The sequence below is a fragment of the Bacillus sp. SIMBA_074 genome (assembly GCF_046534555.1).
Lineage (GTDB): Bacteria > Bacillota > Bacilli > Bacillales > Bacillaceae_G > Bacillus_A > Bacillus_A mycoides.
Map to the genome: position 1 here is coordinate 138,717 of NZ_JAWRYM010000013.1, position 14,007 is coordinate 152,723.

The 14,007-nt window shown below is 35.7% G+C and carries 15 protein-coding genes, 1 riboswitch and 1 other annotated feature; of the genes, 12 read left to right on the forward strand and 3 right to left on the reverse strand.

Going from position 1 to position 14,007, the window contains the following annotated elements:
* Positions 1 to 59 precede the first annotated feature (59 nt).
* The 4 genes from cobA (at position 60) to SB773_RS16340 (ending at position 3,956) form a co-directional block, all read left to right on the forward strand.
* Positions 60 to 836, forward strand: a complete 777-nt coding sequence (gene cobA, locus SB773_RS16325) for a uroporphyrinogen-III C-methyltransferase (RefSeq protein ID WP_002030683.1) — start codon at positions 60 to 62, stop codon at positions 834 to 836.
* Position 837: 1 nt separating this feature from the next.
* Positions 838 to 1,590, forward strand: coding sequence for a sirohydrochlorin chelatase (locus SB773_RS16330; RefSeq protein ID WP_060750577.1), 753 nt, complete (start codon positions 838 to 840; stop codon positions 1,588 to 1,590).
* Positions 1,565 to 2,182: an NAD(P)-binding protein gene (locus tag SB773_RS16335; RefSeq protein WP_002166092.1), complete on the forward strand. Its 618-nt coding sequence runs from the start codon at positions 1,565 to 1,567 to the stop codon at positions 2,180 to 2,182. The genes SB773_RS16330 and SB773_RS16335 overlap by 26 nt, the downstream gene beginning before the upstream one ends.
* A 60-nt stretch (positions 2,183 to 2,242) precedes the next feature.
* Positions 2,243 to 2,489: a binding site (T-box leader), on the forward strand.
* Positions 2,490 to 2,600: 111 nt separating this feature from the next.
* A complete protein-coding gene (locus SB773_RS16340; protein ID WP_002086712.1) occupies positions 2,601 to 3,956 on the forward strand; it encodes a sodium-dependent transporter in 1,356 nt (451 codons plus the stop codon).
* Between the two features lie 30 nt (positions 3,957 to 3,986).
* Here SB773_RS16340 and SB773_RS16345 read toward each other — a convergent pair whose 3' ends face one another.
* Both SB773_RS16345 and SB773_RS16350 read right to left on the reverse strand, forming a co-directional pair.
* Positions 3,987 to 4,148: a hypothetical protein gene (locus SB773_RS16345; RefSeq protein WP_002158647.1), complete on the reverse strand. Its 162-nt coding sequence runs from the start codon at positions 4,146 to 4,148 to the stop codon at positions 3,987 to 3,989.
* Positions 4,149 to 4,247: 99 nt separating this feature from the next.
* Entirely contained in the window at positions 4,248 to 5,522 is a 1,275-nt protein-coding gene (locus SB773_RS16350; RefSeq protein ID WP_410590884.1) for a murein hydrolase activator EnvC family protein, read from the reverse strand.
* Positions 5,523 to 6,014: 492 nt separating this feature from the next.
* Here SB773_RS16350 and gltP point away from each other — a divergent pair, with 492 nt between their 5' ends.
* From gltP to SB773_RS16365, 3 genes are all read left to right on the forward strand, one after another.
* On the forward strand, positions 6,015 to 7,289 hold the full coding sequence (gene gltP / locus SB773_RS16355; protein ID WP_060750575.1) for a glutamate/aspartate:proton symporter GltP: 1,275 nt from the start codon (positions 6,015 to 6,017) through the stop codon (positions 7,287 to 7,289).
* Positions 7,290 to 7,357: 68 nt separating this feature from the next.
* The gene (locus SB773_RS16360; RefSeq protein WP_241875508.1) at positions 7,358 to 7,876 is read left to right on the forward strand and encodes a ribonuclease FAU-1 family protein; all 519 of its coding nucleotides are present in this window, start codon (positions 7,358 to 7,360) and stop codon (positions 7,874 to 7,876) included.
* A 120-nt stretch (positions 7,877 to 7,996) separates the two neighbouring features.
* Positions 7,997 to 8,102: riboswitch (SAM riboswitch) on the forward strand.
* Positions 8,103 to 8,196: 94 nt separating this feature from the next.
* Complete coding sequence (locus SB773_RS16365) at positions 8,197 to 9,513, forward strand: Na+/H+ antiporter NhaC family protein (protein ID WP_241875895.1); 1,317 nt, start codon at positions 8,197 to 8,199, stop codon at positions 9,511 to 9,513.
* Between the two features lie 68 nt (positions 9,514 to 9,581).
* On the opposite strand, the gene SB773_RS16370 is transcribed toward SB773_RS16365, so the two are convergent.
* The gene (locus SB773_RS16370) at positions 9,582 to 10,004 is read right to left on the reverse strand and encodes a GNAT family N-acetyltransferase (RefSeq protein WP_060750573.1); all 423 of its coding nucleotides are present in this window, start codon (positions 10,002 to 10,004) and stop codon (positions 9,582 to 9,584) included.
* A gap of 310 nt (positions 10,005 to 10,314) precedes the next feature.
* On the opposite strand from SB773_RS16370, the gene SB773_RS16375 reads away from it, so the two are divergent.
* The 5 genes from SB773_RS16375 (at position 10,315) to SB773_RS16395 (ending at position 13,909) form a co-directional block, all read left to right on the forward strand.
* On the forward strand, positions 10,315 to 10,671 hold the full coding sequence (locus SB773_RS16375; protein ID WP_002011676.1) for a lmo0954 family membrane protein: 357 nt from the start codon (positions 10,315 to 10,317) through the stop codon (positions 10,669 to 10,671).
* A gap of 44 nt (positions 10,672 to 10,715) precedes the next feature.
* Positions 10,716 to 11,378, forward strand: a complete 663-nt coding sequence (locus SB773_RS16380; protein WP_002011675.1) for a PspA/IM30 family protein — start codon at positions 10,716 to 10,718, stop codon at positions 11,376 to 11,378.
* Between the two features lie 106 nt (positions 11,379 to 11,484).
* The gene (liaF, locus tag SB773_RS16385) at positions 11,485 to 12,225 is read left to right on the forward strand and encodes a cell wall-active antibiotics response protein LiaF (protein ID WP_410590888.1); all 741 of its coding nucleotides are present in this window, start codon (positions 11,485 to 11,487) and stop codon (positions 12,223 to 12,225) included.
* On the forward strand, positions 12,225 to 13,280 hold the full coding sequence (locus SB773_RS16390; protein ID WP_002011673.1) for a sensor histidine kinase: 1,056 nt from the start codon (positions 12,225 to 12,227) through the stop codon (positions 13,278 to 13,280). Before liaF ends, SB773_RS16390 begins: the two co-directional genes overlap by 1 nt.
* A complete protein-coding gene (locus SB773_RS16395; protein WP_000598709.1) occupies positions 13,277 to 13,909 on the forward strand; it encodes a response regulator in 633 nt (210 codons plus the stop codon). Before SB773_RS16390 ends, SB773_RS16395 begins: the two co-directional genes overlap by 4 nt.
* The last annotated feature ends 98 nt before the right edge of the window (positions 13,910 to 14,007 follow it).

Sequence of the window (14,007 nt, forward strand, 5' to 3'; positions counted from 1 at the left end):
AACTTCCATTCGTGATTAAGAGTGGAAGTTTCATTTTATAGTAGAAATGAGGAGAGATTATGGGGAAGGTTTATATCGTCGGGGCGGGTCCTGGTGATCCGGATTTAATTACTGTTAAAGGGTTGAGATGCATCGAGAAGGCTGATGTTATATTGTACGACCGTCTCGTAAATAAAGAATTGCTTTCTCATGCAAAGCCTGAAGCAGATTTAATTTATTGCGGGAAACTCCCAAATTATCACACGATGAAGCAAGAGACAATTAACACATTTCTTATTAAATATGCGAAAAAAGGAAAAGTTGTAACGAGGCTTAAGGGCGGAGATCCATTTGTATTTGGAAGAGGTGGAGAAGAAGCTGAAGCGTTAGCGAAGCAAAGTATCCCATTTGAAATTATTCCTGGTATTTCAGCTGGTATAGCTGCTCCTGCTTACGCTGGAATTCCAGTAACGCACCGCGATGCAAGTGCAAGTTTTGCTGTTGTGACAGGGCACCGGAAAGAAGGGGCTGAAGAGGAAGTGAAGTGGGAAAGTTTAGCAAAAGGTGTAGATACATTAGCGGTCTATATGGGGGTTAGTAATTTACCTTACATATGTGAACAACTAATAAAACATGGAAAAGATCAAAGTACACCTGCCGCTATCATTGAGTGGGGAACGACATCTATGCAGCGTACTGTTACAGCGACGTTAGGAACAATTGTAGATGTTGCCAAAAAAGAACGAATTCAAAATCCAAGTATGATTGTTATTGGAGAAGTTGTCCGTTTTAGAGAAAAGATACATTGGTTTGAGAAACAAACGGAAAATGCATATCAAGTAAGCGGAGTATTGTAAAATGAAGGCTGTTATATATATATGTCATGGAAGCCGTTTGAAAGCAGCAAAAGAAGAAGCGGTTGCATTTATTACGTCATGTATGAACCGTGTAGAGGCAAAAATTCAAGAAATTTGTTTTTTAGAGCTAGCGAATCCTTCTATTGAAGAAGGATTTCGTACATGTGTGAAGCGTGGTGCTACAGAGATTGTCGCTATTCCTGTTTTTTTATTAGCGGCAGGACATGTAAAGAAAGATATTCCGCTTGAATTACGAAAGTTAAACGAGGAATATCCGGATATCAAAATAGTGTATGGTAATCCATTTGGTGTATCAGAAGTGCTTGTAAAAGCGGTATATAACGGAAGTGGTATTAAAGACTATAAAGAAGAAGTAACACTTTTGCTCGTTGCAAGAGGGAGTAGTGATCCGGAAACTTTACAAGACATAAAGTGGATTTCTTCTTTATTTCAAAAAGAAGAGAACATTAAAGAGGTGGAAGTTTGTTATTTAGCAGCCGCGGAGCCGAAGTTTGATGAGAGGTTGAAAGAAATTGTAGAACAAAAAGAACGGAACATTGTTGTGTTACCTTACTTATTATTTACAGGCTTACTCATGAAACATGTTGAGAAAGAAGTGCGTCAATATGAGTCGGAAGAGATAAAAATAAGTCCCTATTTAGGAAAGAATGTAGCGTTTCGAGAGATGTTAATTCAGAAAACAGAGGAAATATTGAAGGGAGATCAATATGTATCCACTTACAGTGCGAGTTGATAAGAAACGTGTTGTTGTCATTGGTGGAGGGAAAGTAGCGGGGTTTAAAATTATCCCTTTACTAAAACAAGGTGCGGATATTGTTGTAGTAAGTACAGAATTAGATGCAAATTTAGTGAAACTTGTAGAAGAAAAGCAAATTCGTTGGTATCAAAGAGAGTATGAGAAAAGTGATATTAAAGATGCTTTTTTAGTAGTTGCAGCGACTAGTGATTCGGTACTAAATGAACAAATTGCTGAAGATGCCGCAGTGAATCAATTGGTAAATGTTATTACGAATCCGGAAAGTGGAAATGTTCATTTTCCGGCGGCAATTCATCGTGGATTGCTTAATGTAGCTGTTTCTACTGGAGGGGCAAGTCCGAAACTTGCAAAAAAAATTCGTGATGATATCGCAAATAAATATGATGAGAAGTATGAATCGTATCTTGATTTTTTATATGAAGTTAGACTAAAAGTGAAAGAATTACAAGTAGAGAAAAGGCAAAAAAATATATTGTTACAAGAAGTATTAAAGTCGATATATGTTCAAAGTGAACAAAAAAGAGAGCTTTTTTTACAAGAATTAGAGAGGGGAATTTATATAGGATAGTGAGTGAATTGTGCTTTACAAATATAAAAATATAATTTATAATCACAAGTAACTTCAAAGATGAAATCGATGAGCAAGAAGAGTACGTATATTTGATGCGTTCAGAGAGCTGGGGTAAGGTGTGAGCCCGGTACGATAAAATATACAGAATGGGCTTGCGAGAGGTATGCTGAACATTGCAGTAGGCAACCCGGGTTCCGCCGTTAAAAGGATAGGGTATCGGAATTTTCCTGTACCTGAACAAGTGGGATTTATTGATCCAATTGAGGTGGTACCACGGTATTCTATTACATATATCGTCCTCTACATGCATATTTGCGTGTAGGGGACTTTTTTATTTTCTAAAGGAGGTGTGCGAGTATGAAATGAAAGTGTATAATTGATAAAAGTTATAATATTCAGAAAAGGAGAATTTATGATGAAAGAAACACAGCAATGGACGTCGAAAATTGGCTTTGTACTCGCAGCAGCCGGAGCCGCAGTAGGTCTTGGTGCAATATGGAAGTTTCCATATGTTGCAGGTAATGGTGGGGGAGGCGCATTCTTCCTTGTATTCTTACTATTAACTTTATTTATTGGTATGCCTCTTCTTTTAGCTGAATTTGTTATTGGCCGTAGTACTCAAAAAGAGGCCGTTACAGCTTATAAAGTATTAGTACCGAATAGCAAGTTATATCCTTGGATTGGTCGTATGGGGGTTGTTACTTGTTTTAGCGTACTATCTTTTTATAGTGTTGTAGGTGGATGGATTTTACTTTATTTATACTATAGTGTCACAGGTAGTTTCTGGAACGGAGTAGTCGATTATGGACAATTGTTTGCTGAAACAATTTCAAATCCAGTAAGTGCGATTGGGGCGCAATTCATCTTTATGCTTTGTACGATTTTTGTTGTTAGTAAAGGTGTGGAAAAAGGCATAGAAAAAGCAAGTAAGTACATGATGCCGCTATTATTCATTTTATTTATTGCTATCATTATTCGTGCGTTAACACTTGATGGTGCTATGGCTGGGGTAGAGTTCTTCTTAAAACCAGATTTTTCAAAGCTTACAGCAGATACGATTTTATATGCGATGGGACAATCTTTCTTCTCACTAACGGTAGGTGCCTCGGTAATGGTGACGTATAGTTCGTATTTAAAGAAAGAAGAGCATTTAGCTAAATCAGCAACATCTATTGTAAGTTTAACTGTATTTATTACAGTACTTGCAGGATTAGCGATATTTCCGGCGATTTTCGCATTAGGAGTTAAACCGACAGAAGGACCAGGGCTACTATTTATCGTTCTTCCTGCTGTCTTTGCGAAAATTCCATTTGGACAATTTTTCTTCATTATGTTTTTAGTGTTATTCTTCTTTGCGACTTTAACATCTGCGATTTCAATGCTTGAAATTGTAGTAGCATCTGTTGCGAAAGATAATGAGAAGAAGCGTCCGTCAGCTTCGTTATTAATTGGTATTCTTATTTTTGCAGTTGGAATTCCATCAGCGTTATCGTTTGGAATTATGAGTGATGTGAAAATATTTGGTAAGACATTCTTTGATTTCGTCGATTTTTCAGTAAGTAATGTATTACTGCCACTTGGAGTACTAGCCATTTCGCTATTCGTGCCAAATAAAATGAGTAAAGAGTTATTAATGAAAGAATTAGAAGTTACGGAAACGAAAGGGAAAACATTATTTAACATTTGGTTCTTCTTACTTCGTTATGTTATTCCGGTAACTGTAATTATCGTATTTTTAAATGCGGTAGGCGTATTTAAAATATTTGCATAATAAAAAGACGGAGATTTCTCCGTCTTTTTATTATGTTGTAGAAGTATTTAATAAGCGATTATATGCTTTATAAGCTGTGACAACTGCGATAAATGATCCAATTAAAAATAACGCTGAGCCGCCGAATGTAAATAACCGGCCGATGTATGTTTCTCTAGCTTCTTCTATTTCTTCTTGTAATTGTGTATTCATATTTATCACCCCGCAAAATATAGGCATTTAGTTGTAGTTTATGTAAAACGCCTAAAAAGTGTGAAGTAGTAAAAAAAACTCGGTATGCACCGAGTTTTTTTATAATCCGATATAAGGAGACGGATCAACTGCGTTTGTCTTACCAACATTCCATTCCCCTATATGAAGTTCGAAGTGTAAATGTTGTCCGTAAGATTGACCGGTATTTCCCATAAAGCCAAGTTGATCGCCTTGTTTTACAGTTTGTCCATTGGATACAGAGCGGCTATTCATATGTGCATACACTGTCGTATATGTTTTTCCGTTAACACGGTGAGATAAGTAAACAACGTTTCCGTAACTAGAGGATAATTCTGAACGGATAACAACGCCATCTGCAGCGGCAATAATTGGAACTGTTCCCGAAGCTGCGATATCGATTCCTTTATGGTTATCTAAAGAACGTGCGCCGAATCCAGAAGTTTTTGATCCAGCGGCTGGCTTAATAAATCCACCTTTGTTCGTATCTTGCGGTGTTGGTGCGGATTGCGTGCTTTCTTTAGCAGAAACGGCGGCTTGTTTTTTTGCTTCCTCAGCCTTGCGTGTCTCTTCAGCTTTCCGAGCTTCTTCTGCACGTTTTTCTTCTTCAATTGCTTTTTGAACAGCTTGACGCTGGTTTTCTAAAATACCTTGTGACTCTTCTAATCCTTCAATCTCCGAATCTACTTTTGATACTTTCGTATGTAGATCTTTAATAAGAGTTTGTTGCTGTTGTTGATTATTTTGTAACTCTTGTTGTTTTTGTTCTAATTTTTGTTCAGATTCTTTCAGTTGTTGCTCTTTTTTCTCAACAGCTTCTTTTTCTGTCGTCACAGCATTCTGATCACTTGTTTGCTTTTTCACAATATCTGTATCGTTATTTAAAATTAAACTTACAGAATACATATTATCAACAAGATCGGCAATATTTGCAGAACTTGTTATTACTTCTGTAATGATACTCGTACGAGGCTTTTCTTGCATAGATTGTAGTCGTTGTTTAATAACTTCCTGCCGTGTATCTATGTTCATTTGTAATTGCTCTATATGTTTCTTTTTTTCAGTAATAACTTGCTGTGTGTTGCTAATTTCTTTTTTTGTATCGTTTAATTCAGCTTCGTTTTTATTAATAGAAGTAGTTAATTCGTCGATTTTCTTTTGTAATTCCTGGATTTCTTTTTCTATTTGTTCTTTCTCAGCTGATTTATTTTGTAAGTCATTTTGTTTGCCTTCTAATTCGGATTGAATATTAGATAATTTATTCTCATTCGTTTCAGCGTATACGGGTGAAAGTAACGGGGAAACGAAAATCGTTCCAGCTGCTAAAACACTAAATGCTGCAAATTTCTTTTTCATGGTTGTCTTGCTCCTTTCCCTATGAATGTTATATATCATAAGAAGAAGAGTGTCTATCGTTGTAATCATAATGTAAAGAAAATTTTATAATTTTGCTAAGTTTTGTCGGAATTTAGTATCTTTTCGTAGTGTTTGTCATAAACTTAAAATTCTTGAATGTATAGAAAAAGATATCAATTTCTATATTTTTTTAAAAAAACATGGAAAATGATGGAGTTTTCCATAATGAAACAGTATTTTAAAAACCTATCAATCACTAGTAAGGAATCGATTTCATGTGAGGTTTTCTGACATGGATTTTGTTTTTGTCAAGAAAATTATTTGCATTCGTGCAAACTTATTTTGTTGTCAGATTTTAAATTTTGATTTATGATTTTCAACAGGGACAAAATGTAGTGAATTGTCGAATAATATGTAATACTCTTAATTTCAAGTTTTATAGAGATAGAATGAGAGATAGAGTGACACATCGAAGAGGGGGTTACCACAAGTATGAAAAGAATAGGACTTGCATGGCAAATTTTAATAGGACTTGCGCTTGGTATTGCAGTTGGGGCGATTTTCTTTGGCAATCCGGAAGTGGTGAAGTACTTACAACCAATTGGTGATATTTTCATCCGATTAATTAAGATGATTGTTGTACCGATTGTTGTAGCGAGTATTGTTGTTGGGGTTGCTGGTGTTGGCGATGTTAAAAAGTTAGGCCGACTAGGCGGAAAAACAATTATTTACTTTGAAATTATTACAACGATTGCAATTGCTGTTGGTCTATTAATAGCAAACATTTTCCAACCTGGAAAAGGCGTTGATATGGATAAGTTAACAAAAACAGATATTTCTAAATATACAGCTACGACAGAGCAAGTACAAAGTCATTCGTTCGCGGATACGTTTGTAAATATTGTTCCGACTAACATTATGAAATCATTAGCTGAAGGTGATATGCTTGCTATTATCTTCTTCTCTGTATTATTTGGTTTAGGTGTAGCAGCAGTTGGTGAGCGTGGCAAACCAGTTCTACAATTTTTCCAAGGTGTAGCAGATGCAATGTTTTATGTAACGAACCAAGTTATGAAGTTTGCACCATTTGGTGTATTCGCATTAATTGGTGTTACAGTTTCTACATTCGGATTAGCTTCATTAATTCCATTAGGGAAATTACTCATTGTAGTATATGGGGCAATGATATTCTTCGTTGTGGTCGTATTAGGACTTACAGCGAAAATCTTTGGAATAAACATTTTCCAATTCTTTAAGATTTTAAAAGACGAGCTAATCTTAGCGTATTCTACAGCAAGTTCAGAAACGGTTTTACCGAAAATTATGGAGAAAATGGAAAAGTTCGGTTGTCCGAAAGCAATTACATCTTTCGTTATTCCAACAGGTTATTCATTTAACTTAGATGGATCAACTTTATATCAAGCAATTGCGGCAATTTTCTTAGCGCAAATGTACGGTATTGAATTATCCATTACACAACAAATTACGTTATTACTTGTATTAATGGTTACATCAAAAGGTATCGCGGGTGTACCGGGCGTATCATTCGTTGTATTATTAGCAACACTTGGTACAGTAGGTATTCCAGCTGAAGGTTTAGCGTTTATTGCAGGTATTGACCGTATTCTTGATATGGCTCGTACAGCAGTTAACGTTGTAGGTAACTCTTTAGCGGCTGTAGTTATGTCTAAGTGGGAAGGTCAATATGACGCTGAAAAAGGACAAGCCTATTTAAAAGAGATATCTGAAAAGGGTCAAGCGGCTTAATTATAATATGAACAAGCTCTCACATAATATGTGGGGGCTTTTCTATATATAGAAGAGGAGCGGACGTAATGAAACGTAAATATGGTGACGGTTCTTCGTGGAAGCGACTAATAGAGAAGGATTATATGGTTAAGCAAGTAGAGGATGGAATGTTAGGAATACTGGACATAAAAAAGGTGAGAGAGCCTAGTTATAAAGAATACAATGGTAAGGAACTTTGCATTGCAGGTGATGGGTATACATGGATGCAATATTTTATAAACGGGAAAAACTTTGCAATTACAGCTATGTTAGACAATCAAAAACAATTAGTGCAATATTATATCGACGTGACGAAAGAATTTAAAATAGACGATCGTGGTTTACCTTATTTTGATGATTTATACTTAGATGTAGTATTGTTACCGAACGGTGAGATTTATGTATTAGATGAAGATGAGTTAGAGGATGCTTATAAAACTGGTGATGTTACAAAAGAAGAATATGAGTTAGCATGGAATACAACAAAATGGATTATAACGACTGTAAAAAATAGGGAATTTTATTGGATTTCAATATTGGATAAAGAAATCGAAAAGTTGAAATGATTGGTTTATTCATATTTTTGTATAATTACCAAAAAAAACTATACAAAAAATAATTGACTTTTGTTTTGTAAGCGAGTAAAGTTAGGAAAGAAATTATTATTAAAAAATAAATATGAAACCTTCTTATAAAGAGAGGCGGAGGGACTGGCCCTACGATGCCTCGGCAGCGGACTCGATTTCAGAGTGCTGTGCCAAATCCAGCAAGCATGTGCTTGAAAGATGAGAAGAGTGTTTCTTATAGATGTATAAGACCTCTTCTCGTCGGAAGAGGTCTTTTGTTGTTCGTTAGAAAAGGTTTAAAACTAGGGAGAGATGATACTTTGAAAGAAACGAGAGGAAATGCTTTAGCTTTATTACCACTTGGAATATTTTTGGCGCTATTTATTGGTTCTGGGATTATTACAGGTGATTTCTATAAATTGCCGATACTAGTAGCGATTATGATTGCTGTAGGAATTGCTTTAGCGATGAATCGTAAAGAAGGCTTTAATGTGAAAGTGGAACGATTTGCAAAAGGTGCAGGAAATCCTGATATTATGATTATGGTATTAATCTTTGTACTTGCAGGTGCGTTTTCTGAAACAGCAAAAGGGATGGGCGGGGTTGATTCTACAGTTAACTTAGCTTTATCGGTTTTGCCGCAAGGGTTTATCGTTGCTGGAATTTTTGTTATAGGTGCATTTATTTCATTAGCGATGGGTACTTCAATGGGAACAATTGCCGCATTAGCGCCAATTGCTGTAGGTATTAGTGGACAAACTGATATCTCAATTGCGCTTACGATGGCTACTGTTGTGGGTGGAGCGATGTTTGGTGACAATTTATCATTTATTTCTGATACGACAATTGCAGCTGTTCGTTCGCAAGGAACAGAAATGAAAGATAAGTTTAAAACGAATTTTTTAATTGTATTGCCAGCTGCAATTATCACAATTGTACTATTAGTAGTTCTTACATTAGGAAATCATACAGAAATTAAAGCTCACACGTTTGATTGGGTGAAAATTTTACCGTACGCAGGTGTACTTGTTACAGCGTTACTTGGCTGGAATGTACTGATCGTATTAACGGGCGGAACTGTACTATCTGGCGTAATTGGCTTAATAGATGGAAGTTATACATTAGCGAGTTTCTTTAAAAGTGTAACGACTGGAATGGGCGGTATGATGGAGTTAGTGTTACTTGCCATTTTAATCGGTGGTATGGTTGAACTTATCCAGTATAATGGTGGCATACAATATTTAATGAATCTTTTAACACGTAATATTCGTTCGAAAAAAGGAGCGGAGTTTGGTATTGCTGGCTTAGTGGGTATGACGAATGTGTGTACAGCGAACAATACAATCTCTATCATTTTTACAGGTCCGCTTGCGAAGAACATTGCGGATCAATATGAAATTGATCCACGTAAATCAGCGAGTGTACTGGATCTTTTCTCTTGCTGTGTACAAGGGTTAATCCCATATGGTGCTCAAATGTTAACAGCGGCAGGATTTGCTGCGTTATCTCCGGTCGAATTGTTACCATATGCATTTTATCCAATTTTAGTTGGAGTATGTGGAATCATTTCTATATTAATTGGTTTCCCGAGGTTTTCTAAAGTGGCGGAAAAAAAAGAGTATCATAAAACTGCATAAAATAAAGAGACATTTATTATTAACAGTTGAAAACGCTCGGAGAACATTCTCTGAGCGTTTTTTATTATTTATAAATCCTTTTTCAAATAGTAGTGTTTATAATCTCTTCCTACGTTATCGAGGATACCATACTCTTTATAACCGTATTTTTTATAAAAATCTAATGCTTGAAAGCTTAAAGTGTCAACTTTTATAAAATCACAATTTCTTTCTAAAGCGATTTTTTCTACTTCTAATAACAGTTTAGTTCCATACCCTAATGCACGTATATCTTCATCGATGATAAAAGAGTGAATCTCTAACCAATTCCAACAGACTTCACCTAATATTCCCCCGCGTATTTTACCATTTTCATCTTTAAGAAATAAATGAATCTCTAAGTATCTGTCTCTTAAATCAGATGGAAAGTGCTTTAAATTATATTCATAAAGCTGATTGTTTATATAGTTTTTAGCGGCGGTATTGATTTCTTTCTTAATGTGTAAATTCATGATATATCCCCTTTAATTTAAATATAGCCTTCTGATTTATTTTAACATAATTTTCTTAATAATATTTTTAATGTAATTTAATAAACGTTTGTACGTCTTGCTAATTTTTTGGACGCGCAAGTTGAGATTTTCATCCGTTATTGAATAAGAATTTTTCTGTATCTATACGCATCGCATACATGTTCGTTTTGCAAAAGGCTGAATTTAACTCAGTCTTAAGTCTGAGTTAAAAACGGTTCTTAAGCTCGTTATGAAAAAATGAAAAAATAGTTAAGATAAGAGTATCAAATCGAAGGGAGGCAAGCACAAGATGAAACAATTTCTAGCGTTTATCGCAGCCGGTATTTTGGCTTTAATTGCTCTTGGTAGTCTTGCTGGTATTGTAGGATTCGCCATTGGAGCAGGAGTTGTGTACTGGAGCTATAAATCATTTGTGCGAGCTAAATCATTCTTTGGAAAGTTAGCTTGGGGTATTGTTGGTTTAATCGGTTTGTCCATTGCACTTTCTCATTCCCCAGCATTAATCGGTATCGCAGCATTAGTAGTTTTATACTACGGATACCGTGAGTGGAAAAAAGGAAAAAATGTAGTTGTTGATTCTGCTCCAGAAAGTGCTAAACCATATAGCAACTTTGAAGATGAGTGGAACAAGTTAATGAAAAACTAATATAAAATAAATCAAATTATAAAGTAGAAGAGAGGAAGATTATAATGAAACAATCTTTATTCGGACGTGTACGCGATGCAATTTTAGCTGATTTTCATAATGTGTTAGATGAGAAAGAAAGAAAAAATCCAATTGCTATGTTAAACCAATATTTACGAGATAGTGAGCGTGAAATAACAAAAATTGAGAAGTTAATTCAGCGTCATAAAACATTAAAATCTAACTTCGCTCGTGAGCTTGAGCAAGCACGTTATTTCGTTAATAAAAGATCAAAGCAAGCTATCATCGCACAAGAAGCAGGCGAATTGCAATTGCATGAACGTGCATTAGAAGAAGTAGCGTATTATGAAGGGCAAGTAACTCGCTTAGAAGAAATGTATGCTGGTGTTGTAGAGCAAATTGATGAGTTAGAGCGTCGTCTTTCAGAAATGAAAAATAAATTAAAAGAAATGAACGCAAAGCGTATGGAATTAATGGCACGTGAAAATATGGCGCATGCAAACCGCCGTATGAATACTGCTATGCATAAAATGGATGAAAATAATCCGTTCTTACGATTCGAAGAAATTGAAGATCACATTCGTGACATAGAGCTTCGTATAAATGAAGAGCATGAGCGTGATACATTTGATATGAAAATTGCAAAACTAGAGAGTGAAATGAAAGAGAAAAATGAAGTATCGTTAACGAAAGAAGTAACAAAATAATTGTAGTATATAATAAAACAGGCTTATGATATAGTGATAGGAGAAAAGGTGTTGGAAAGCAATGCCTTTTCTTCTATGTATATGTGACAAGGAGGGGGGAGCTGAAATGAAGAAGCAATTTTCAAAAACACAATTTATGGGGATGCTCCTCATCATATTTGGATTCGGTCTTTTTCTTGATATGATACTTGGACATTTTGAACCAGGTGGTCTAATATTTGCATTTATTATGATTATGTTTGGAAGACATTATCGAAAGAAGAACCGTTATGTAAGAGGGAATGTATTTTTATTTGTCGGTGGTATTGTCTTCTTATTCTTCTTATTTTCATCAGCGGCATTCGTACTTGTTGTGTTTGCTTGTTTAGCTTTAATTGGTTATCAACTTATTCAACAAGGACATCGGCAAAAAGCAATGAAAGTTGAAATTAAAGAAAAAGGATATATAAATGAAGAAAAACAAATATATCGTACAGAACCGTATATAAAAAATATGTTTGTAGGTAATGTACGAATGATGGATCATATTTATGAAATAGAGGATATTAACGTCCAATATGGTGCTTGTGGCGTCGAGATTGATTTAACAACTGCTATGATTCCAGAGGGAGAAACGGTTATTGTGATTCGGGGCGTCATTGGTAATATTCGCTTATATGTACCATATGATATTGAATTGTCTTTAAATCATTCTGTTATTGTTGGGCGAGTGCTCCTGCCAGGACACGAAGAAACTGGATTTAACCGTAATGTTACGTTTAGAACAGAACAGTATAAAGAAGCCCCTCGTCGTATTAAAATTATTTCTTCGCTTGTCGTAGGCGATACGGAAGTGAGGAAAGTATAATGAAAAAACAAAGGAATATTTCGTGGATGTATATTCGTTATTCTATGTTGTCCTCTGTGAGTATCGCACTTATTTGTACAATTGTATATGTATGGAAAAGCGAGCAACAAGTTTATGATTTACTCTGGAAAGAATCCATTGCTTCTGTTCCAATTGGCTTGTTTATTATGAGTACGAGTCTTCTTATCGGAGGAATTGTAGGATATGCAATCGGTTATTATATAGAACAGCGTATACAAGGATTAAATACTTTTCTATTTGAAGTAGAGCGAGGGAATTTTCCGAGTGATGTTTCATTTACTGCGGACGATGAATTTCATGAAGTGGAACGAAAAGTAATTGGTCTTGCTCGTCGCTTAGAGGAGCAAGCTGGGCTATTTCAAAAAGTAACGAATGAACGAGCCCATTGGAATGAAGAGATGAGACAAGAAGCGATTTCTCAAGAAAGGCATCGATTAGCGAGAGAGCTGCACGATTCTGTAAGTCAGCAGCTTTTTGCAATGTCGATGATGATGTCAGCCATTAATGAGCAAGCAGCTGAAATTCCAGACACGACGAAAAAACAGTTGCAGCTTGTTGAGAATATGGTTGTAAATGCACAATCAGAAATGAGAGCTTTGCTCCTTCATTTACGCCCAGTGCAGTTAGAAGGTAAGAAACTAACAGAGGGTATAGAAGAATTATTAACAGAACTGTCTAGAAAGCAACATATGAAAATTGAATGGTTAATTGAACCGATTCAATTAAAAAAAGGTGTAGAGGATCATTTATTCCGTATTGTACAAGAGGCGCTGTCTAATACTTTACGGCATGCGAAGGCAAAGAAAACCGAAGTACGCCTTCGGAAAATTGATCAATATGCGATTTTGAAAATTATTGATGACGGTGTTGGGTTTAAAGTTGGTGTTAATAAGGCTGGTTCATACGGTTTAAGGTCAATGCAAGAGCGAGTTCATGAAATTGGTGGTACATTAAAAGTTCTTAGTTTTCCGAATAAAGGTACGCAAATAGAAGTGAAAGTACCTATTATGATTGAGAGAGGGGGAGAATCATGATAAAAGTATTACTAGTTGATGATCATGAAATGGTTCGAATGGGTGTATCAGCATATTTATCAACGCAGCCAGATATTGAAGTAGTTGGAGAAGCTGAAAATGGAAGAAAAGGTTCAGAGTTAGCTTTGCAATTAAGACCGGATATTATTTTAATGGACCTTGTTATGGATGAGATGGATGGGGTTGAAGCGACACGTGCTATTATTCAAGAATGGCCAGAAGCGAAAATTGTAGTTGTCACGAGCTTTTTAGATGATGAAAAGTTATATCCTGTTATTGAGGCGGGGGCGACAAGTTATTTATTAAAAACATCAAGAGCGAGTGATATTGCAGATGCTGTAAGAGCTACTTATGATGGGGAAACGGTATTAGAGCCGAAAGTTACTGGCAAAATGATGTCTCGTATGCGTCAGAAGAAAGAACAACCTTTGCATGAGGAGTTAACAGAAAGAGAGTCTGAAATTTTGTTATTAATTGCGGAGGGGAAAAGTAATCAAGAGATTGCAGATGAGTTGTTTATTGCCCTTAAAACAGTAAAGACACATGTGAGTAATATATTAAATAAGCTAAATGTAAGTGACCGGACACAGGCGGTTATTTATGCGTTTAGACACCAATTGACGAAATAAGAAGGAAGCTTTGACTATATATGAAGTGACCCCCGAAAGTTAGACAGGTCGTTTCATTAGGCAGCCTCTAGGGTATGAGCCCGGTATTGTACCGGGCT